Raw genomic sequence first — 20,606 nt, forward strand, 5'->3', positions numbered from 1 at the left:
GGCACCGGCTCCCGAGCGCCGCCGGGCGCCCCTGGGCGGGCCGGCGCAGAGGCTACGGTGGAGCCGTGACCGACGCCGCTGACCGACCCCGCGCCGACCTGCGCCGCACCGCCGAGCGCTACCGCTCCGTCCCGGCCGAGGGCATCGAGACCCGACACGCGTTCTCCTTCTCCGGCCACTACGACCCGAAGAACACCCACTTCGGCGCGCTGCTCGCGTGCAACGAGGAACTCCTCGCCCCCGGCGCCGGGTTCGAGGAGCACAAGCACCTGGACACCGAGATCCTGACCTGGGTGCTGGAGGGCGCGCTGGCCCACCGGGACTCGCACGGCCACAGCGGCGTGGTGCGCCCCGGCATGGTCCAGCACCTCAGCGCCGGCTCGGGCGTCACCCACACCGAGCGCAACCTCGGCGGTGCCACCGGACCGGTGCGCTTCGTCCAGATGTGGCTCCAGCCGGACGAGTTCGGCGCCGCCCCCGCGTACGGCCTGCGCAGGGTGGAACCGGCGGACAGCGGGTTGACGCTGCTCGCCTCCGGGATGGCGCGCGACGCGGGGACGGACGCCCTGCGGCTGCGCCGGAGCGACGCCGCGCTCTGGCTGGCCGTCGCCGGGCCGTGGCAGCCGCTGCCGGTACTGCCCGAGGCGCCCTGGCGGTACGCGCACCTGACGGCCGGCTCGCTCGGGTACCGCACCGTCCCGGGGCCCAAGGGCGGCGGCCGCTCGATGGTCCCGGGCGACAGCGTGCGGATCACCGGCGACGCCTTCGCCGACCCGACGGCGGGCGGGACCGGCGCCGAACTCCTGCTCTGGGAGATGCACTCGCCGGTCTCGTACGGCTGACCCCGCTCGGCGGCTCCCCGGTCAGGTCCTGTCCGGCTCCGCCAGCTCCGCCAGCACCGCGTCGGAGAGGGCCGGCCAGGCCTCGACGGCCCAGGGGCCGAAGTCCCGGTCGGTGAGCGCGATGCAGGCCGCACCGGCCTGCGGGTCGACCCAGAGGAAGGTGCCGGACTGGCCGAAGTGGCCGAAGGTCTCCGGCGAGTTGGCGGTGCCCGTCCAGTGCGGGCTCTTGCCGTCGCGGATCTCGAAGCCGAGGCCCCAGTCGTTCGGGCGGCGGTGGCCGTAGCCGGGCAGCACCCCGCTGGTGCCGGGGAAGGCGACCTCGCGGGTGGCCCGCCGGACGGTGGACGGGTCCAGCAGCTTGGGCGACTGCAGCTCGGCGGCGAACCTGGTCAGATCGGCCGCCGTGGACAGGCCGCCGGCACCGGCCGGGGACTTGTGCGCGGTGTTGAGCACGGTGTCGTGCATGCCCAGCGGCTCGAACACCGCCTCGGCCGCGTAGCGGTGGAACTCGATCCCGGCGGCCTCGGAGAGCGCCCGGGCGAGCGCGTCGAAGCCGGCGTTGGAGTAGAGCCGGCGCGTACCGGGCTCACCGAAGACGCGGTCCTCGTCGAAGCCCAGGCCGGAGGTGTGGGCGAGCAGGTGGCGCACGGTCGAACCGGGCGGGCCGGCCGGGTCGTCCAGCTCGAAGACGCCCTCCTCGATCGCGACGAGCGCCGCGTACGCGGTCAGCGGCTTGGTCACCGAAGCCAGCGGGAAGAGGTGCTGCTGCGGCCCGTGCGAACCCAGCACCGCTCCGTCCGCGCCCCGGACCACCGCCGCCGCGGCGTGGGGCACGGGCCAGTTCTCGATCATCCGCAAGCTCTCCATGCGGTCGACTCTAACGCGGGGCCGCGGACGGGTCGGCGCCACGTGATCGGCAGGCTTGCTTGGAGTGCACTCGAACTCGGTAGCGTCGTCGATGTCGCACAGGACAGGGGGAACGATCAATGGCCACACCCGCGCACGTCGAGAGCCGCCTGCGCACCTGCTCCGAGGTGTTCGACCACCCGGTCGGCGAACCGGACCGGACCGCGCGGCACACCATCAGCGAGGTCGCCGCCGCCAGCGGACTCACCGCCCACACGCTCCGCTGGTACGAGCGGATCGGCCTGCTCGACCCGGTGGACCGGGCGGCCGGCGGCCAGCGCCGCTACTGCGACGCCGACCTGCACCGACTGGCCTTCCTGGGCCGCCTGCGGCTGACCGGGATGTCGGTGGCGGACATGCTCCGGTACGTCGACATGGCCCGCCGCGGCGAGCAGACCTACGAGGACCGCCGGCAGCTGCTGGTCGCGCAGCGCGAGGAGGTCCGGCAGCGGATCGCCGACCTCCAGGCCACCCTGTCCGTCCTCGACTACAAGATCGATCTGTACGCCGGAAGGATCGCCGACAGCACCGGCGCGCCGGCCGTCTGCACGTACTACCGAGGAGAGGAAGAGCAGAGCGCATGACGCACCCCGTACTCCCCACCGCCGAACTCGGCACCGCCGGCCCGACGGTGGGCATCCAGGGCCTCGGCTGCATGGGTATGAGCGAGTTCTACGGCCCCACCGACTCCGGCGAGGCGCTCGCCACCCTGGACGCGGCGCTGGAGGCCGGTGTCACGCTGTTCGACACCGCCGACGCCTACGGCTTCGGCCGCAACGAGGAGTTCATCGGCCCCTTCGTCCGGGCCCACCGGGACGAGGTGGTGCTCGCCACCAAGTTCGCCATCGAGCGCAGGGAGGACGACCCGGCCCACCGCGGCATCCGCAACGACCCGGCGTACATCCACGCGGCCGTGGACGCCTCGCTGCGCCGCCTCGGCGTGGACGAGATCGACCTCTACTACATGCACCGCCGCGACCCGGCGGTGCCGCTGGCCGATTCGGTCGGTGCGATGGCCGAGCTGGTCAAGGCCGGCAAGGTGCGCCACCTCGGCCTGTCCGAGGTGACGGCGGCGGAGCTGCGGGAGGCGCACGCGATCCACCCGATCGCCGCCGTGCAGTCCGAGTGGTCGGTGTTCGCCCGGGACGTCGAGCGGGCGGTGGTGCCGGCCGCGGCCGAGCTCGGCGTCGCGTTCGTGCCGTACTCGCCGCTCGGCCGCGGCTTCCTGACCGGCTCGTTCCAGAACGCCGAGCAGCTCGCGGCGGACGACGTGCGGCGCTCCCAGCCGCGGTTCACCGGCGAGAACGCGGCGGCCAACGCCGAACTGCTCGCGCCGCTGCGGGAGATCGCCGCGGCCCGCGGGCTGAGCATGGCGCAGGTCGCGCTGGCCTGGGTGCAGCAGCGGGCCGAGGTGCACGGGCTGGCCGTGGTGCCGATCCCGGGCACCCGCAGGCGCGGCCGGCTGGCCGAGAACGTCGCCGCCGCGACGCTGCGGCTCACGGCGGAGGAACTGGCGCTGCTGGAGCCGGTGTCGGCCCAGGTGGCCGGTGGCCGCTACGCCGACATGAACTTCACCTTCGTCGGGCGGGAGTAGCACGCGGCGGACCGGCGGAGCGCCGGAACGGCGCCGACCGGGCCCGGGGAGTTCGGACCGGCGGAGCGCCGGAACGGCGCCGACCGGGCCCGGGGAGCCGTCACTCCCCGGGCCCGGGGCGTCGGGCGCCCGGCCGGCCTGCTGCCCGGCAGCCCGCGTCGGCCGCTTCAGACCTTGCGGCCCGTGAAGGCGGCCAGCCGGGTGTGGACGTCGGCGTCCTCGGCCACGGGCTGCACCGCGGCGAACGGGACGCCCTCGACGCGGCCCTCGGCCGGCAGGACGGCCTGGGCGATGCCCAGCGCGGTGTGCGCCAGGCCGTCGTCCAGCACGAAGCCGTTGTCCAGGGTCTTCGCGATGTCCCAGGCGTGCGTCGTCGCCTCCATCACGTAACCGCCGACCACCATGCCGCCGGGCACCTCGCCCCAGGGGGCGAAGGTCGGACGGCCCAGCTTGGCGTCGTCCGCCCACGCGGCGGTCGCGCGGGCGCTCGCCCGGGCCAGCGCGGCCGGCCAGCCCCCGTCCGACGGGTCCTCGATGGCGGCGACGACGTCCTCGGCGCGACCGCCCTCGCCCATGTACGCGAAGCGGTGGACGCCGCCGACCACGTGGTTCAGCAGCCCGCGCAGCGTGAACTCCTCGCAGGGCGTGGGGCGGTCGAGGTCGGCCGGGGTGACGGCGGCGAACAGCTCCGCCAACTGGCCGAGGGCGAGCAGGTACTGCGGGCGGGCGTCCTGGACGGTGTTCACGGGTGGTCAGCTCCCTGGTGCGGTGCGGTCTTCCGGCCCTGTCGGGCTCGAAACGCAATCTCCCAGTAAAACCTGACAAGTGCCGTCAGGATTACTGGGATCCTTGTGTCATGAAGGCCGACCGGCTGCTCTCGATCCTCCTGCTGCTCCAGACCCGTGGCCGGGTACCCGCCACCGAGCTGGCCGAACGGCTGGAGGTGTCGGTGCGCACCATCTACCGCGACGTGGAGTCGCTGTCCGCCGCCGGGGTGCCGGTGTTCACCGAACGCGGCCGGCACGGCGGCATCAACCTCCTGCCCGGCTACCGCACCGACGTCACCGGGCTGACGGCGGACGAGGCCCGGGCGCTGTTCGTGCTCTCCGCGCAGGGCGCGCACAGCGACCTCGGACTGGACGGAGCGCTCGGCTCTGCGCTGCGCAAGGTGATGGCCGCGCTGCCCGCCCCGCACCGCCCGGCGGCCGAGCGGGTCAGCGAGCGCATCCTGGTCGACCCGGCGCGCTGGATGCAGGGCCCCCAGCCCGGCGCGGGGAGCGGTCCGGACCTCGGGGAGCTGCAGTACGCGGTGTTCGCCGACCGGCGGCTGCGGCTGCGCTACCGGCACAGCGGCACGCCCGCGCCGGTGGAGTACACCGTCGACCCGTACGGGCTGGTGAGCAAGGCCTCGGTCTGGTACCTGGTGGCCGACCTGCACGGCGAGCCGCGGCTGTTCCGGGCGGACCGGGTGCTGGCCGCGGAGACCACCGAGGAGGCGGTGCGGCGTCGCGAGGGGATGGGGCTCGGCGAGGTCTGGGCGGCGCTGCGCGAGCAGGTGGAGCGGGTGCCCACGGAGGTGCCGGTGCGGGTGCGGGTCCGGCGCGGCCGGCTGGACATGTTCCTGCGCATCCACGGCGGCCGGGTCACCGAGCTGCCACCGGAGGCGGTGTCCGGCCCGGGCGAGGAGTGGGTCGAGCTGGTGATGGCCTTCCCGGCCCCGGCGGCCGTCCGCTCGCTGCTGGCCTTCGGCGCGGATGTCGAGGTGCTGGCCCCGCCGGCCGCCCGGCGGGAGTTGGCCCGGTCGGCGGCGGAGGCCCTGCGGCTGTACCAGGACTGAGCTGTCGCGGCCGGCGCGGGCGGGGCGCCACGGCCGCGGCCGGGCGGTGGCGGGGGTCGGGTCGTACCCGGGCGGGGCCGCGGGGCCCCGGCCGGTTCAGGACTCGGGCGTGGTCCGGACGACGTCCCGGTAGTCCCCGAGCGAGATCGCCGCGAAGTTGTGCAGGCTCTCGGTGCCGTCGCTGAAGTAGCCGTTGTGGCCGGAGGCCCGGGCCGAGGAGATCTGCTCCGCGCCGAAGCCGCTGCCGGTCGGGTCGGCGCCGTGGCCCAGCTTGCCGACCTCCAGGAAGGGGACGTTGCCGATCCAGTCGCTGGGGTTGCGGGCGGCCCACACGTGGACGCCGCCGCCCAGCTCGGAGGCGCTCTGCACGCCCATGCCCGGGCTGCCGAAGACCATCATGTCGGTGATGCCCGAGGTGTCGGACGGCGAGGCGGCCGCGCGCGGGATCTTCGGGGCGGCGGTGCCGCAGACCACCGAGCCGTACGAGTGGCAGAGCAGCGCCGGGGGCGCGTCCGGCCGGGTGGTGACCCTGAGGCCGGCCAGCAGTCGCTCCAGCCGGGGCGCGGCGACGTCGGCGAGCCGGGAGGTGGCGGCGTCCGGGCCGAGGCCGGAGGGGGTGACGTAACCCGTCCAGGCGATCACGGCGGTGCGGGTGCCCGGGGCCTGGCGCCGCTCCTCGGCGAACAGGGCGCGGGCCATCCCGGCGGGGGAGCGCAGCGGCTCGGCGGTCTGGTCGAAGTGGCCGAGGTCGGCGTCCGAGCCCGGGACGAGGACGGAGATCCGCTCGGCGTCGGCGAGGTCGCCCCACACCTCGGTGACCAGGCCGCGGCCGCGCGGGTCGAAGGCCAGGATCTGGCGGCCGGGGGCGAGCAGGCGCTCGACGTCGTTGGCGCGGGAGACGGCCAGCGCGTGGGTCTCGGCGTCGAGCTTCTTGTCCGCGGCGCGGGCCCGGGCGGCGTCGCGCTCGTTCGCCAGCGCGATCCGGTTGGCGCGGTAGCGCAGGTCCAGCGGGGCGCCGTCGTAGTTGCCGACGACCAGCGGGTAGGCCTTGACCAGCCGGTCCAGCTCGGTGGGGGCGAGCGAGGCGAAGAAGGCGGCGGCCTCGGTCGGGCCGGTGACGGCCGGGTCGGGCAGGGAGCGCCCGAAGGAGTGGTCCTGGATCCAGGCGGCGCTGCCGGCCGGAGGGGTGGAGATCGCCAGCTGCTCGGAGGAGACCGCGGCCGCGGCCGCCGAGGCACCGGCGTCGGCGAGCACGGCACAGCCCGCGAACGCCCCGATCATTACCCGCTTCCAGCGTCGACGCTTGCGCACCGCACCAACTCCCTTGGGCCCGTCACCGTTTCTCGGGCGGTGCCCGGAGGGTGCGATTGGACTGCTGAACTTCCCTGCGCAAGCGTAGAGGTCACGGCTGAGTGACGGACACGCCTAAACTGTGGGATGGATCACATGAACCGGGGGTGTCCTCCAGGCGTCCGTGTCAGGGCGTTCCGGCGCCCCTGCCTGGGTGCCGGGCGTCGAATTCGCGGACCAGCCGTTTGGGCGCCGTCCGCCGCCACGCCTCGGTGACCAGCTCGTGCAGTTCCTCCCGGTCGACCAGGTCCAGCCGGACCCGCACCCAGCCGTGCCGTCCGACGTAGGGGGCGACGGAGAACACCTCGGGCTCGGCGGCCAGCAGTTCGGCCTGGTCCTCCGGGGAGGCCTTGACGGTGACGCTGCCGCCCTCCGGCGCGCCCATCGCGAAGATCTTGTGCCGGACCCGCAGGGTCTCGATCTCCCAGGTCGGCTCCTGGGCGGATTCCGGCAGGTCGAGGGCCATCGCGCGGAACTCGTCGAACGTCACCATGACGGCAGGTTAGGGCAGGGCGGCGACAACACGCCCCCGGCGCGCGCCGTGGCGCACCGGAGGCGCGTGACCGGCACCGTCCGCCGGCGCGAGCACCTTCTGAGGGGCGTGATCACACCACGCCCAGCGCGTACGCGGCGAAGAGCGCCGCCGCCGTTCCCGCCGCCGCCTTGCCGGCCCGGGGAAGGGCCGTCCAGGGGCCGTCGAAGCGGCGGGCGAACCACCCGATCGCCACCAGGGCGGCGGCGAACAGCGGGAGCAGCGCCAGCCGCGCGGCCACCCAGCCGAGCGAGTCCGGTGCCGTGGTCAGCCCCGGGACGGCCCCGGGACCGGCCGCGCCGGGCACCGCCACCGCGAGCATCGCGCTCTGGTGCCAGCAGAAGATCGTCATCGCCGACAGGTTGACCACCACGACCGGCAGCCACAGCAGCGGACGGCGGGCCAGCAACCGGCCCAGCCGCTCCCGCAGCAGCACCGCGGCGCCGCACTGCACCGCCGCCAGGGCGAGCACCAGCAGGGACGGCGGGTGCGAGTTGGTCCGCTCGACGCCGGGCACCCCGACCATGCTCGCCGGGTAGTGGAACGCCAGCAGCAGCGCGGCGAACAGCGCCCCGCCGCCGAGCAGCAGCAGCCGGGCGGCCGGCCGGGTGAGCCGGTCCCGTGCCCACAGCACCCCGAGCTGGTAGCCGAACAGCCAGCCCGGCAGGATGTTCAGCAGTCCGACCCAGGACGGCACCGCCTCGGCCCACGGCCCGTACCGCAGCAGGTCCACCAGCGCGACGACGGCCACCAGCAGGCCGGCGGACCAGCCGCCGAACCGCCGGGCGAGGCCGATGCAGAGCGGGGTGAGCGCGGTCAGCCCCAGGTACACCCCGATGTACCAGAGCGGCTGCACCACCAGCGTGGCGCCGGTGCGCAGGGTGTCCGCCGGGACCCCGAGCCGGGGCAGCAGCGGGATCAGCAGCGCCCAGACGGCCGTCACGCCCAGCACCGGGCGCAGCAGCCTGACCGTCCGGCCGCGCAGCCAGCTCCCGTACGTCAGGCCCTTCTCGCGGGCCCGGTCCAGCGAGCGGACCGAGGAGTGGCCGCCGACGAGGAAGAACACCCCGAGCATCTGGAGCACCCAGCTGACCGGGGCGAAGAAGCCGAGCGAGGAGAGCGGGCTGGCGTTGTGCAGCGCGCCGTCGGGGGACAGGGTGAGGCCGCCGAGCATCCAGTGGCCGATCGGTACGGAGAGCAGGGCGAGGGCGCGCAGCCCGTCCAGGGCGCGGTCGCGGCTCGCGGGAGTCTGCGCGTCGACCTTCTCGGCGGCGCGGCGCAGGGTGGTGAGCGGGTGGGCCATGGCGGTGCTCCTTCCGGTGCGGGGTTCCGACAGGGGTCAGCCGCGCCCGAGGGCGATGGCGGCGTAGGCGGCGAGCGAGGCGGTGCCGGGGGCGAAGTAGCCGGAGTGGCCGTGGGATCCGGTGGCGGGCACGGGGCGGGCTCCGAAGCCGGGGGCGGTCGGGTCGGCGCCGTGGCCGAGGCCGAGCAGCCGGACGTGGGGCACGTCGCCGATCCAGTCGGAGCCGTTGCGGGCGGTGGCCCAGAGCGGGACCCCCGGGTCGAGGTCGGCGCCCGAGTCGACGCCCATGCCGGGCGAGCCGAGCACCACCAGGCCGGAGGCCCGGGCGGGGCCGGGGCGGGCCAGGCCGCACACCACCGAGCCGTAGCTGTGGCAGAACACCGTGGGCGGGGCCTGGGGCCGGGTGCTGACGGCGAGTCCGTCGAGCAGCCGGGTCAGCCGGGTGGCGCCGGCCCGGGCGAGGTCCTCGGTGGCGGCGTCCGGGCCGAGGCCGACGGGCGTGGTGTAGCCGGCCCAGGCGATCACGGCGGTCTGTCCCCCGGTGGCCCCGTGCAGGGCGCGGGCCATGCCGGCGGCGGTGCCGTACGGGTCGCCGGCGCGGTCGAAGCTCTGCAGGTCGGTGTCCGAGCCGGGGACGACGACGGCGGTGCGCCGGGCGGTGGCGAGGTCGCCGAACACCTCGGCGACCTGGCCGCGGCCGCGCGGGTCGAACGCGAGGACGTGCCGGCCGCCGTCCAGCAGGGTCCGGTAGCGCTCGGCGCGGGTGCGGGCGGCCCGGTGGTCCTCCGGGGTGAGGGCGGGGTCGGTGGCCCGGGCGAGTTCCCGGGTGCGTTCGGCGGTGAGCGCCAGGGCGTTGGCGCGGTAGCGGAGCTCGACGGGGGCGCCGTCCAGGTTGCCGACCACCAGCGGGTGCCGGGTGGCCAGGGCGTCCTGCTGGGCGGGCGTCAGGGCGCCGAAGAAGGCGGCGATCCCGGCGGGCGTGGTGGTGGCCGGGTCGGGCAGCCGGAGGCCGAGGGCGGTGTCGGCGGTCCAGGCGGCGCTGCCGGGCGGCGGCCCGGTGACGGCGCTCTGGGTGCCGGCGGCCCAGCCGCCCGCGCCGAGCACCGCCGCCAGTGCCACCGCGGTGGCGGCGATCCCCCGCCTGACCCGAAACCTGCGCATGTCCCTGCTCCCTCGGCCGTTCGGCGTTTCCGACGGAGAGGAAGGTAGGAATGCGACGGCCCCGCGGACGTCAGACCGCGGGGCCAACTCCCGGGTGCTACCCGGGTATCAGGAGGGCTGTCAGGCCTGACCGGGCGTCACCAGACCGGACTCGTAGGCCAGCACCACGGCCTGGGCGCGGTCGCGCAGGTCGAGCTTGGCGAGGATGCGTCCGATGTGGGTCTTGACGGTCTGCTCGGCGAGCACCAGGTGCCCGGCGATCTCCTGGTTGGAGAGGCCGCGGGCGATCAGCTCCAGCACCTCCGTCTCACGCGGGGTCAGGCCGTTGAGCCGCAGCCTGGGGTCGCGGCGCCTGGCCGGGCGGCTGCGGGCGAAGTCCTCGATCAGCCGGCGGGTCACCGAGGGCGCGAGCAGCGCCTCGCCGTCCGCGACCACCCGGACCGCGGCGATCAGGTCGGCGGGCGGGGCGTCCTTGAGGAGGAAGCCGCTGGCCCCGGCGCGCAGCGCCTCGTACACGTAGTCGTCCACGTCGAAGGTGGTCAGCATCAATACCTTGGGCCGGTGCGCGCCGGGCACGGCCGGTTCGAGCAGTCGGCGGGCCGCCTCCAGGCCGTCCATGACGGGCATCCGGACGTCCATCAGCACCACGTCGGGGTGGGTGCGTCCGCTGACCTCCAGGGCCTGGGCGCCGTCCGCCGCGTCCCCCACCACGTCGATGTCGCTCTGGGCGCCCAGCAGGGCGGCGAAGCCGGCCCGTACCATGGCCTGGTCGTCGACGATGATCACGCGGATGGTCATGCGGGTGTCTCCAGAGGAAGGTCGAGCGGCAGGACGGCGGCCACCTTGAAGCCGCCGTCCGGCAGCGGGCCGGTGTCCAGCCTGCCATCGACCAGCCGGACGCGTTCGCGCATTCCGACCAGACCCTGCCCGGTGCCCTCGACGGAGGCCTCCAGCGACTCGGTGCGCTGCGGCGGGGGCGCGTTGACCACGGTCAGCCGCAGCTCCGGGCCGTCCGCCGAGAGCGACACCCAGGTCCGCGCGCCGGGGGCGTGCCGGACGACGTTGGCCAGCGCCTCCTGCACGATCCGGTAGACGGACAGGCCGACGGCCTGCGGCACCCGCTCGGCCAGGCCGTCCTCGACGGCCAGTTCGGCGGGCACCCCGGCCCGGCCCACCGTCTCGACCAGCTGGGCGAGTTGGCCCACCCCGGGCTGCGGGGCCTTCTCCGCCGTGGACTCCTCGCTGCGCAGCACGCCGAGCAGCCGGCGCATCTCGGCCAGCGACTCGCGGGCGGTGCCGGCGATCGTGGCGAACTCCTCGGCGGCGTCGTCCGGCACGCCCTCGATCCGGTACGGCGCGCTGGCGGCCTGGACGGCGATCACGGACATGTGGTGGGCCACCACGTCGTGCAACTCCCGTGCGATCCGCGCGCGTTCCTCCAGCAGGGTGCGCCGCTCGCGTTCCACCTCGCTGATGTGCGTCTGCTCGGACAGCAGCCGGCGGGCCTCGGCGCGTTCCCGCAGGGCGCCGCCGAGCACCAGGACGGCGCCGGTCAGCGCGATGCCGAGGACGGCGTTGTCCGAGCTGTGGTGGGAGCTGGCGCCGACGAGCGACAGGACCAGCCCGGAGCCGGCGGTGACCAGCCAGACCGCGACCAGGGTGCGTCTCGGCTCGCGCAGCGAGAGCGGCACCATCAGGAACAGGTAGCCGATCAGGCTGGTGGGGATCCACGGCCAGGGAGCGCCGGATCCGTTGCCGACGGTGAGGACCAGCACGGCGGCCAGCAGGTCGGTGACGCCGATCATCCACCAGGCGGCCAGCGGCCGGCTCACGGCGAGCAGCAGCGGTGCGGTCTGCGCGACGGCGAGCGCGCCGGCCAGACCCCCGTCCAGCCCGTAGTCGTGGGCCATCACGTTGATCCCGCTCGGCAGCAGCGAGCTGATCGCGGCCACCGCGAGGACGTACGGGAGGTGGCGGATCCAGGGGCGGGAGGACTGGGCCAGCAGCGGGGTGTGGTCGGCGGACGGCCGGGCGAGCGTGCCGAGCAGCGCCCGCGCCGCGCCGGCGGGGCCGGACCGGGGGGACGAGACGATCATCGGGCCAGCCTAGGGGCGCGGGGCCCGTCCGGCGTCCGACCAGGGACCGGGATCCCCGGTAGTACCCGGGTATGACCCGGGCCCGTCCAAGGGCCCGGGTGATGGGCACTCACGGGCGCTCGTGCGTCCTCAAGGGGCGCAGGGGCGCTCAGGGGCGCTCAGGGGCGCTCGCGCTCACGGGCGCCAGTGCCCCGCCAGGGCGGGTCCGAGCTGGTCGAAGTGGCGCTCGATCACCGCGACCATGCCCTCGGGGCCCGCCGGCTCCTGCTCGGCGGTCCAGGACAGGTGGGCGGAGCGCACCAGGCTGCCGAAGACGGCGGCCAGCACGACCGGTCGCAGGTCCTCGGCCGGGTCCAGCCCCTCGCGCTCGGCGAGCACCTCGACCACCAGCCGCTCCTGCTCGGTGACCCGCCGCAGGTGGGCGGCGAGCAGCGCGGGCGTGTCCTCGATGATCCGCAGCAGCTCCAGGGCGCTGCTGATCGAGCCGGGGCCGGAGGCGCGGTCGTTCCCGAGGTCCCGCCAGGCCTTGACGATCGAGGCGCGCAGGGCCTGGAGCGGGGTCTCCTCGGCCGGGCGGTGGCGCAGGCACTCGATGAAGTAGTCCTCGGCCTCGGCCATGACGGCGAGCGCGACCTCGTCCTTGTTGGCGAAGTAGCGGAAGAAGGTGCGCTGGGAGACGTCGACGGCGGAGGCGATCTCGTCGACGGTGGTGCGGGCGAAGCCCTGGCTGAGGAAGAGCAGGTGGGCGGCCTGGACCAGGGCGTCCCGGGTCTGCTGCTTCTTGCGCTCCCGCAGTCCGGGCGCCCGGCCGAGGCCCTCGGGGGTGCCGACGGGAGGAGAAGTGCGAGCGGCCATGGCGGGGCCTTCCGGGCGCTGGTGGGGCGGGTGGGAGCACAACCTTAGCCTCCTGCCAAATGTCAGTTCAGGCCACAAGTCATCGTTTGCCGATTGTCAGAGGCTGACATAATCTCCCGGGGGTGGCGCTCGTCGGCCGGGCACTCGTGGGGACGGGTGGGCCGTCGCAGCGCCACGACCACGTCCGGTCGTCGCAGCACCGCGTTCGTCCGAGTTCGATCTCCGCTACGCCCCCGGAGGGCCAGATGAGCCAGTCCGTCGCCAAGAACTCCAGGGCGGAGGCACCGCCGCCGCCGAATCCGCCCACCGGGGGAGGGCTCAAGGGACATCCCTGGCTGACCCTGCTGACCGTCGCGGTCGGCGTGATGATGGTGGCCCTGGACGGCACGATCGTCGCCATCGCCAACCCGGTGATCCAGGAGAAGCTGAAGGCCGCGCCCTCCGACATCCAGTGGGTCACCAGCGGCTACCTGCTGGCGCTGGCGGTCTTCCTGATCACCGCCGGCAAGATCGGCGACCGGTTCGGCCACAAGACCACCTTCCTGGTGGGCGCCGTCGGCTTCGCCGCCACCTCGGCCGCGATCGGCTTCGCCGGCAACATCCAGACCGTGATCGCCTTCCGCGTCCTCCAGGGCCTGTTCGGCGCGCTGCTCCAGCCCGCCGCGCTCGGCCTGCTGCGCGGGGCCTTCCCGGCCGAGAAGCTCAACATGGCGATCGGCATCTGGGGCGGGGTGATCGGCGCCTCCACCGCGGCCGGGCCGATCGTCGGCGGCCTGCTGGTCGAGCACGTCAACTGGGAGTCGGTGTTCTTCATCAACGTCCCGGTCGGCCTGATCGCGCTCGTCCTGGGCCTGTGGATCCTCCGGGACGTCCGGGCCGAGAACGCCGTCCGGTCCTTCGACGTGCCGGGCATCGCCCTGCTCTCGGCCGGGATGTTCGCGCTGGTCTTCGGCATCATCAAGGCCCCGGCGTGGGGCTGGGGCGACGCCAGGACGCTGCTGTTCCTGGGCGGCGCGGTGCTGCTGATGGTGCTGTTCGCGCTGTGGCAGGGCCGGGCGAAGGAACCGCTGATCCCGCTCAGCCTGTTCCGCTCGGTGCCGCTGTCGGCGGGCGTGCTGCTGATGGTCCTGATGGCCTTCGCGTTCTTCGGCGCGATCTTCTTCGTAACCTTCTACCTGCAGAACGTGCACGGGATGAAGCCGGTCGAGGCCGGGGTCCACCTGCTGCCGATGACCGGCATGATGATCGTCGGTTCGCCGCTGGCGGGCCTCGCGATCGGCAAGCTCGGCCCGCGGATCCCGATCACCGCCGGGATGCTGATCACCACCGCCGCGATGTTCGGCATGTCCACCCTGGACACCGGCTCGGGCACCGGCGCCATGTCGCTCTGGTTCGTCCTGATGGGCCTCGGCATCAGCCCGGTCATCGTCGGCGCCACCGAGGTCATCGTGGGCAACGCCCCGCTGGAACTGTCCGGTGTGGCCGGCGGCCTCCAGCAGGCCGCGATGCAGGTCGGCGGCAGCCTCGGCACCGCCGTGCTGGGCGCGCTGATGGCCGCCAAGGTCGGCGACGTGCTGCCCGGCAAGTGGGCCGCGGCCGGCCTGCCGCCGGTCGAGGGCGCGCAGGCCGAGGGCCTCGAGCAGGCCGCCCAGCTCGGCATCGCCCCGCCGGCCCCGCCCGGCACCCCGCAGCAGGCGCTGGACGCGATGGCGGGGGCGGTGCACGAGTCCTTCGTCAGCGGCATGTCGCTCGCCTTCGCGGTGGCCGCCGTGGTGGCCTTCGCCGCCGCGGTGCTCGGGCTGCTGACCCGCCGCGGCAGCACCGACGCGGGCCCGGCCGTGCACATCTGAGCGGACGCGCGCCACGGCGGCCCCGGACCCCACCGGTCCGGGGCCGCCGTCGTGCCGTGCGGACCTGTGCCGTGCGGGCCCGTGCAGTGCGGGTCCGTGCCGTTCGGACCGGAGGGGTTCGGGCCGGAGGTGTTCGGAAACCGGGGCGTCCGGACCGGCTTTCAGGCCCGGGTGAGCGCCACCAGCGGGACCGTCCGCGCGTCGGTGCGGAAGCCGGCGAACTGCGGCTGGGCGGCGATCTGGCGGGCCCAGAGCCGATCGTGCTCGGACGGGCCGACCGGGGTCGCCAGGGCCGGGTAGCGCTCGGCGCCGACCTCGACGGTGACCTCGGGGTGGGCGACGAGATTGCGGTACCAGGCCGGGTGCGTGGGGCTGCCGCCGTTGGAGGCGAAGACCACCAGCCGGTCGCCGTCCGGCAGGTGGACCAGCGGAGTGGTGCGCGGCTCCCCGCTGCGGGCGCCGACCACGGTGAGCAGCAGGAGCGGGGTGCCGGTGAACTCGCCGCCGACGGCGCCCTTCCCGGCGCGGAACTCGGCGATCACCCGCCGGTTGAACTCACCCGTGCCGTCGGCGGGTTCGGGGTGCCGGGTGGTGGCCCCGGGTGCCTTCTCGTCCGTCATGCCGCCGAGCGTAGGGCCTCACACCGGTGTGAGGGTCAACCGCGGCCGTCCGCCGAAGAAGCCGGACGTGGAAGAAGCCGGCCGCCGAAGGGGCCGGACCCCGTACGGAGTCCGGCCCCTTCGGGCGCTAGCGAGTGATCAGGCGTCGCCGCCGGCGGCACCCGGGTCGGCCGCGGCCACGTCCAGCAGCTGGTAGCGGTCGATCGCGTCCTTCAGCGCCGAACGGTCGACCTTGCCCTGCTTGGCGAGCTCGGTGAGCACCGCCAGGACGACCGACTGGGCGTCGATGTGGAAGAAGCGACGGGCCGCGCCACGGGTGTCGGCGAAGCCGAAGCCGTCGGCGCCCAGCGACTGGTACTGGCCCGGCACCCAGCGCGCGATCTGGTCCGGCACCGCGCGCATCCAGTCGGACACGGCGACGAACGGACCCTCGGCGCCCTGGAGCTTCCGGGTCACGTACGGCACGCGCTGCTGCTCCTCGGGGTGCAGCAGGTTGAACTCCTCGGTCTCCACCGCGTCGCGGCGCAGCTCGTTCCAGGAGGTCGCGGACCAGACGCCGGCCTTGACGTTCCACTCCTCGGCGAGGATGCGCTGGGCCTCCAGGGCCCACGGCACGGCCACGCCGGAGGCGAGGATCTGGGCCGGGATCTGGCCGGCGGTGCCCGGCGCGTACTTGTGCAGACCCTTGAGGATGCCCTCGACGTCCACGTTCTCGGGCTCGGCCGGCATCTTGATCGGCTCGTTGTAGACGGTGAGGTAGTAGAACACGTCCTCGCCGTTCGGGTGCTCGGCGCTGGAGCCGTACATCCGGCGCAGACCGTCCTGGACGATGTGCGCGATCTCGAAGCCGTACGCCGGGTCGTACGCGACGACGCCCGGGTTGGTCGAGGCCAGCAGGTGCGAGTGGCCGTCCGCGTGCTGCAGGCCCTCACCGGTCAGCGTGGTGCGGCCGGCGGTGGCGCCGAGCACGAAGCCGCGGGCCAGCTGGTCGGCCATCTGCCAGAACTGGTCGCCGGTGCGCTGGAACCCGAACATCGAGTAGAAGACGTACACCGGGATCAGCGGCTCGCCGTGGGTCGCGTAGGACGAGCCCGCGGCGATCAGCGAGGCGGTGCAGCCGGCCTCGGAGATGCCGTCGTGCAGCATCTGGCCCTTCGGCGACTCCTTGTAGGCCAGCAGCAGGTCGCGGTCGACCGACTCGTAGGTCTGGCCCAGCGGGTTGTAGATCTTCGCCGACGGGAAGAGCGAGTCCATGCCGAAGGTGCGGTACTCGTCCGGCGCGATCGGCACGAAGCGGTTGCCGATGCCCTTGTCCCGCATGAGGTCCTTGAGCAGCCGGACGAACGCCATGGTGGTGGCGATGGTCTGGTTGCCGGACCCCTTCTTGACCGCCTTGTAGGCGTCGTCGCCCGGGAGCTCCAGCTTGCGCGGGCGCACCTTGCGGGTCGGCACGTAGCCGCCGAGCTCCTGCCGGCGGTCGTGCATGTACTGGATCTCCTCCGAGTTGCGGCCCGGGTGGTAGTAGGGCGGGTAGCCCTCCTCGAGCTGCTTGTCGGTGATCGGCAGGTGCAGGCGGTCGCGGAAGCGCTTGAGGTCCTCGACCGTCAGCTTCTTCATCTGGTGGGTGGCGTTGCGGCCCTCGAAGTTGGGGCCCAGCGTCCAGCCCTTGACCGTCTGGGCGAGGATGACCGTCGGCTGGCCCTTGTGCTCGCGGGCCGCCTTGAAGGCCGCGTAGATCTTCTTGTGGTCGTGGCCGCCGCGACCCAGGTGCTGGATCTGCTGGTCGGTCATGTTCTCGACCATGGCGCGCAGGCGCAGGTCGCCGCCGAAGAAGTGCTCGCGGATGTAGTCGCCGGACTCGGTGGCGTAGGTCTGGAACTGGCCGTCCGGGGTGGTGTTCATCTTGTTCACCAGGACGCCGTCGCGGTCCTGCGCGAGCAGCGGGTCCCAGCTGCGGTCCCAGATGAGCTTGATCACGTTCCAGCCGGCGCCCCGGAACTGGGACTCCAGCTCCTGGATGATCTTGCCGTTGCCGCGGACCGGGCCGTCCAGGCGCTGCAGGTTGCAGTTGACCACGAAGGTCAGGTTGTCCAGGCCCTCGCGGGCCGCCAGCGACAGCTGGCCGAGCGACTCGGGCTCGTCCATCTCGCCGTCGCCGAGGAAGGCGTACACGTGCGAGTCGGAGGTGTCCTTGATGCCGCGGTGCTCCAGGTAGCGGTTCATCCGCGCCTGGTAGATCGCACCGAGCGGGCCGAGGCCCATCGAGACGGTCGGGAACTCCCAGAAGTCCGGCATCAGCCGCGGGTGCGGGTAGCTGGACAGGCCGTACGGCGCCTTCGACTTCTCCTGGCGGAACGCGTCGAGCTGCTGCTCGGTGAGCCGGTCCAGCAGGAAGGCCCGGGCGTAGATGCCGGGGGAGGCGTGACCCTGGAAGAAGATCTGGTCGCCGGACTCCCCGTCGGCGTCCTTGCCGCGGAAGAAGTAGTTGAAGCCGACGTCGTACAGCGACGCGGAGGAGGCGAAGGTGGCGATGTGGCCACCGACACCGATGCCCGGGCGCTGCGCCCGGGAGACCATCACGGCCGCGTTCCAGCGGGTCGCGTTGAGGATCTTGCGCTCGATCTCCTCGTTGCCGGGGAAGAACGGCTCGTCCTTGGTCGCGATGGTGTTGACGTAGTCCGTGCTGCGCATCTCGGGCACGGCGACACGCTTCTCGCGGGCGCGCTCGATCAGGCGCAGCATCAGGTAACGGGCACGCTCACGCCCCCGCTCGTCGATGGCCGCATCGAGCGACTCCAGCCATTCCGCGGTCTCCTCGGGATCGAAGTCCGGGACCTGACTCGGAAGGCCGCCAATGATGATCGGGTTGCGATCGGATCCGGAAGCCACGCTGTTCCTTCACTGTCGGTCGAAACTGAGGTGTGTCGCGCCGCCTCCATCGTGCTACCGCGCTCGGAGATCCGTCATCTCTACCGATCGGTAACCGTTCCGCCTGGTGGGCGGGCCGGTCTGGTGGCGCGCGGCGCGGGCGTCTTCGTCCGCTCCGTGCACCCCGGGTGTTACGAAAAGAGGTGGTCCGACCTGGTGTCCCGTCCGCCCGATGGCGGGCGGCCGGGGTGAGGGCCAACAGGAGACTCTACGCCCGCGCACACGCGGACCCCGAATGCCGTTCGCATCTCGGGCACGCGTACGGCCTGTGGGCCGGGACCACCCGAAGCATCCTTGTCCCACGCAGAGAAGGGCAAATCGGTGTGATTCCCGACACGTCGACCGGCGTGTCCGGCCGGGAGACGTCAACCTTTGGAGGGGATCGGGGGTCGGGTACTTGCGCGAACCGCCGGTCCCGTGTGGACTACGGCCACAGCCTCGGCATGGATGCCGAGCCGAATACTGGAGGTTATTCCCGTGAGCGCGACCGCGGACCCCGCGGACAAGTCCAACCCGGCGACCCGTCTCGGCTTCGAAGAGGGCCAGATCATCCAGGAGCTGGGGTACGACGAAGACACTGACCAGGACCTCCGCGAGGGCATCGAGGAGATCACCGGGACGGATCTCGTCGACGAGGACTACGACGACGTCGCGGACGCCGTCCTGCTGTGGCACCGCGACGATGACGGGGACCTCACCGACGCCCTCGTCGACGCCCTGGAGTACCTGGCCGAGGGCGGCGTGATCTGGCTGCTGGTGCCGAAGACCGGGCGAGACGGCCACATCGAGGCCTCCGAGATCGCGGACGCGGCCCGCACCGCCGGCCTCTCGCAGACCAGCTCGATCGCCATCGCCAAGGACTGGGCGGCCACCCGGCTGGCCACCAAGTCGACGGCGAAGCAGCCCAAGCAGCGCTGAACGGGCCCCGGGCCCCGCGCCGGGCCCCGTCGGAGCACTCCTCCGGCGGGGCCCGGCGCTTTTCCTTGTCCGTCCCGGGCGCCGCGGCGGCCGGTCGGGTCCGGGCCGGGCTGGGGTTCGGGTCCGGCTGAGATCCCGGTTCGGGGTCCGCGTTCGGGTTCGGTTGACGGTTGTTCGCCGAGGGCGAAAGGGTTGGGCCGCCCGGCGCAGCGGGTCATCCGTTCGGCCCAACGCCGGTCGGCGAATGCGAGGATGGGCCCTGCCGCGCCGCCGCGCGGCCCGGCCGCCCTCCCGCCTGCGCCGGAGTCGCCTCAGAAAGGTCCCGCTCATGGCCGTCCCGGTCGGTACCCCGGCTCCCGACTTCCGGCTCAACAACCAGCACGGGGAGAGCGTCCGGCTCGCCGACTTCCGGGGCGCCAAGCACGTGGTGCTGGTCTTCTACCCGTTCGCCTTCACCGGGGTGTGCACCGGCGAGCTGGGCGCGATCCAGCGGGAGCTGTCCGGCCTGCAGAACGACGACGTCCAGGTGCTCGGCATCTCCTGCGACTCGCAGTTCAGCCAGCGCGTCCTCGCCGACCGCGAGGGCCTCGAGTTCCCGCTGCTCGCCGACTTCTGGCCGCACGGCGAGGCGGCCCGGGCCTACGGCGTGCTGGACGAGGAGAAGGGCTGCCCGCTGCGCGGCACCTTCGTGATCGACAGGGCCGGCACGGTGCGCTGGAGCGTCGTCAACGGCCTGCCGGACGCCCGGGACGAGCAGGAGTACCTCAAGGTCCTCGCCGCCCTCTGAGGCGGCCCGGGGCCCGGCCCGCTGCCGGGGGCGTTCGCCGGCGGTGCGATCGGGCTCGCCGGCGGTCGTCGGCGGCCCGGAGGCGCTCGTCGGCGGTGCGATCACGTTCGGAGGCGGTGCGATCGCGTCCGACGGTGGCGCGGGCCCGTTCGGACGCGGTGCGGGCCCGTTCGGACGCGCTCCGTGCGCCGTTCGCAGGTGCGTGCGGGAACCGGGCACTACGCTCGGGCCGTTGGCGGGGTGGGGCGCGCGCCCGTGTTTCCACGGTCGGAGCCCCCGAACCGCACCACCGCGGGGGCACCAGCCGTGCCTCCCGATTCTTGGAGGACAAGTGGGAGTCAGCCTCAGCAAGGGCGGCAACGTCTCGCTCACCAAGGAGGCCCCCGGGCTCCAGGCCGTCCTGGTCGGCCTGGGCTGGGACGTCCGGACCACCACCGGGACGGACTTCGACCTGGACGCCAGCGCCCTGCTCTGCAACGACCAGGGCAAGGTCGCCTCGGACGGGAACTTCGTGTTCTTCAACAACCTGAAGAGCCCGGACGGCTCGGTCGAGCACACTGGCGACAACCGCACCGGTGAGGGCGAGGGCGACGACGAGGCGATCAAGGTCAACCTGGCCGGCGTCCCGGCGGACGTGCAGAAGATCGTCTTCCCGGTGTCGATCTACGACGCGGAGAGCCGCGGCCAGAACTTCGGCCAGGTCCGCAACGCCTTCATCCGCGTGGTGAACCAGGCCGACAACACGGAGCTGGCCCGCTACGACCTCTCCGAGGACGCCTCCACCGAGACCGCGATGGTCTTCGGCGAGCTGTACCGCAACGGCGCCGAGTGGAAGTTCCGCGCCATCGGCCAGGGCTACGCCTCCGGCCTGCGCGGCATCGCCCAGGACTTCGGCGTCAACGTCTGAGTCCGCGTCGGCGCACGGTCGTGCGCGCCGATTCCCGGGGCGGGGCCCGGCCCCCCCGGGGCGGGGGCCCCCCCCCCGCGCGCCCCCCCCCCCCCCCCCCCGGGGGGGGGTTGAGGGAAG

19 protein-coding genes are annotated in these 20,606 nt (G+C 73.7%); 8 read left to right on the forward strand and 11 right to left on the reverse strand.

The window, feature by feature from the left end:
* The first annotated feature begins 65 nt into the window (after nucleotides 1-65).
* Nucleotides 66-842: a pirin family protein gene (locus ACGF07_RS34435; RefSeq protein WP_392905417.1), complete on the forward strand. Its 777-nt coding sequence runs from the start codon at nucleotides 66-68 to the stop codon at nucleotides 840-842.
* A 21-nt stretch (nucleotides 843-863) separates the two neighbouring features.
* On the opposite strand, the gene ACGF07_RS34440 is transcribed toward ACGF07_RS34435, so the two are convergent.
* Nucleotides 864-1,709, reverse strand: coding sequence for a serine hydrolase domain-containing protein (locus ACGF07_RS34440; protein ID WP_392905419.1), 846 nt, complete (start codon nucleotides 1,707-1,709; stop codon nucleotides 864-866).
* A gap of 119 nt (nucleotides 1,710-1,828) precedes the next feature.
* On the opposite strand from ACGF07_RS34440, the gene ACGF07_RS34445 reads away from it, so the two are divergent.
* Together ACGF07_RS34445 and ACGF07_RS34450 are read left to right on the forward strand one after the other, a co-directional pair.
* Nucleotides 1,829-2,332 (forward strand): MerR family transcriptional regulator, encoded by a 504-nt coding sequence (locus tag ACGF07_RS34445; protein ID WP_350743934.1) that lies wholly within the window; start codon nucleotides 1,829-1,831, stop codon nucleotides 2,330-2,332.
* Nucleotides 2,329-3,342, forward strand: a complete 1,014-nt coding sequence (locus tag ACGF07_RS34450; protein ID WP_350743933.1) for an aldo/keto reductase — start codon at nucleotides 2,329-2,331, stop codon at nucleotides 3,340-3,342. The genes ACGF07_RS34445 and ACGF07_RS34450 overlap by 4 nt, the downstream gene beginning before the upstream one ends.
* A 167-nt stretch (nucleotides 3,343-3,509) precedes the next feature.
* On the opposite strand, the gene ACGF07_RS34455 is transcribed toward ACGF07_RS34450, so the two are convergent.
* Nucleotides 3,510-4,088 carry a TIGR03086 family metal-binding protein gene (locus ACGF07_RS34455; RefSeq protein ID WP_392905421.1) on the reverse strand — a complete coding sequence of 193 codons (579 nt, stop codon included), beginning with the start codon at nucleotides 4,086-4,088 and terminating at the stop codon, nucleotides 3,510-3,512.
* A gap of 110 nt (nucleotides 4,089-4,198) precedes the next feature.
* Here ACGF07_RS34455 and ACGF07_RS34460 point away from each other — a divergent pair, with 110 nt between their 5' ends.
* The gene (locus tag ACGF07_RS34460; RefSeq protein WP_392905424.1) at nucleotides 4,199-5,179 is read left to right on the forward strand and encodes a helix-turn-helix transcriptional regulator; all 981 of its coding nucleotides are present in this window, start codon (nucleotides 4,199-4,201) and stop codon (nucleotides 5,177-5,179) included.
* Nucleotides 5,180-5,275: 96 nt separating this feature from the next.
* Here ACGF07_RS34460 and ACGF07_RS34465 read toward each other — a convergent pair whose 3' ends face one another.
* The 7 genes from ACGF07_RS34465 to ACGF07_RS34495 all read right to left on the reverse strand — a co-directional run bounded on the left by ACGF07_RS34465 (nucleotide 5,276) and on the right by ACGF07_RS34495 (nucleotide 12,476).
* Nucleotides 5,276-6,460 (reverse strand): alpha/beta hydrolase, encoded by a 1,185-nt coding sequence (locus ACGF07_RS34465; protein WP_350750163.1) that lies wholly within the window; start codon nucleotides 6,458-6,460, stop codon nucleotides 5,276-5,278.
* Between the two features lie 196 nt (nucleotides 6,461-6,656).
* Complete coding sequence (locus tag ACGF07_RS34470) at nucleotides 6,657-7,022, reverse strand: MmcQ/YjbR family DNA-binding protein (protein WP_392905426.1); 366 nt, start codon at nucleotides 7,020-7,022, stop codon at nucleotides 6,657-6,659.
* A 112-nt stretch (nucleotides 7,023-7,134) separates the two neighbouring features.
* A complete protein-coding gene (locus ACGF07_RS34475) occupies nucleotides 7,135-8,364 on the reverse strand; it encodes an acyltransferase (protein WP_392905428.1) in 1,230 nt (409 codons plus the stop codon).
* A 36-nt stretch (nucleotides 8,365-8,400) separates the two neighbouring features.
* Nucleotides 8,401-9,525: an alpha/beta hydrolase gene (locus ACGF07_RS34480; protein WP_392905429.1), complete on the reverse strand. Its 1,125-nt coding sequence runs from the start codon at nucleotides 9,523-9,525 to the stop codon at nucleotides 8,401-8,403.
* Between the two features lie 120 nt (nucleotides 9,526-9,645).
* Nucleotides 9,646-10,323 (reverse strand): response regulator transcription factor, encoded by a 678-nt coding sequence (locus tag ACGF07_RS34485; protein WP_350748722.1) that lies wholly within the window; start codon nucleotides 10,321-10,323, stop codon nucleotides 9,646-9,648.
* Nucleotides 10,320-11,621: a sensor histidine kinase gene (locus tag ACGF07_RS34490; RefSeq protein ID WP_350748725.1), complete on the reverse strand. Its 1,302-nt coding sequence runs from the start codon at nucleotides 11,619-11,621 to the stop codon at nucleotides 10,320-10,322. The genes ACGF07_RS34485 and ACGF07_RS34490 overlap by 4 nt, the downstream gene beginning before the upstream one ends.
* Nucleotides 11,622-11,795: 174 nt before the next feature.
* Entirely contained in the window at nucleotides 11,796-12,476 is a 681-nt protein-coding gene (locus tag ACGF07_RS34495; protein ID WP_350748728.1) for a TetR family transcriptional regulator, read from the reverse strand.
* Between the two features lie 245 nt (nucleotides 12,477-12,721).
* On the opposite strand from ACGF07_RS34495, the gene ACGF07_RS34500 reads away from it, so the two are divergent.
* Nucleotides 12,722-14,326, forward strand: coding sequence for an MFS transporter (locus tag ACGF07_RS34500; protein WP_392905432.1), 1,605 nt, complete (start codon nucleotides 12,722-12,724; stop codon nucleotides 14,324-14,326).
* 161 nt (nucleotides 14,327-14,487) lie between these two features.
* Here the strand turns inward: ACGF07_RS34500 and ACGF07_RS34505 are convergent, their stop codons facing one another.
* Both ACGF07_RS34505 and aceE read right to left on the reverse strand, forming a co-directional pair.
* Nucleotides 14,488-14,946: a nitroreductase/quinone reductase family protein gene (locus ACGF07_RS34505; RefSeq protein ID WP_392905434.1), complete on the reverse strand. Its 459-nt coding sequence runs from the start codon at nucleotides 14,944-14,946 to the stop codon at nucleotides 14,488-14,490.
* A gap of 138 nt (nucleotides 14,947-15,084) precedes the next feature.
* The gene (aceE, locus tag ACGF07_RS34510) at nucleotides 15,085-17,835 is read right to left on the reverse strand and encodes a pyruvate dehydrogenase (acetyl-transferring), homodimeric type (protein ID WP_392905435.1); all 2,751 of its coding nucleotides are present in this window, start codon (nucleotides 17,833-17,835) and stop codon (nucleotides 15,085-15,087) included.
* A gap of 516 nt (nucleotides 17,836-18,351) precedes the next feature.
* Here aceE and ACGF07_RS34515 point away from each other — a divergent pair.
* From ACGF07_RS34515 to ACGF07_RS34525, 3 genes are all read left to right on the forward strand, one after another.
* The gene (locus ACGF07_RS34515) at nucleotides 18,352-18,792 is read left to right on the forward strand and encodes a DUF3052 domain-containing protein (RefSeq protein WP_350749425.1); all 441 of its coding nucleotides are present in this window, start codon (nucleotides 18,352-18,354) and stop codon (nucleotides 18,790-18,792) included.
* Between the two features lie 328 nt (nucleotides 18,793-19,120).
* Nucleotides 19,121-19,579, forward strand: coding sequence for a peroxiredoxin (locus tag ACGF07_RS34520; RefSeq protein WP_392905437.1), 459 nt, complete (start codon nucleotides 19,121-19,123; stop codon nucleotides 19,577-19,579).
* Nucleotides 19,580-19,910: 331 nt separating this feature from the next.
* On the forward strand, nucleotides 19,911-20,486 hold the full coding sequence (locus ACGF07_RS34525) for a TerD family protein (RefSeq protein ID WP_350749430.1): 576 nt from the start codon (nucleotides 19,911-19,913) through the stop codon (nucleotides 20,484-20,486).
* Nucleotides 20,487-20,606 lie beyond the last annotated feature (120 nt).

Source organism: Kitasatospora sp. NPDC048194 (assembly GCF_043202455.1).
Classification (GTDB): Bacteria; Actinomycetota; Actinomycetes; order Streptomycetales; family Streptomycetaceae; genus Kitasatospora.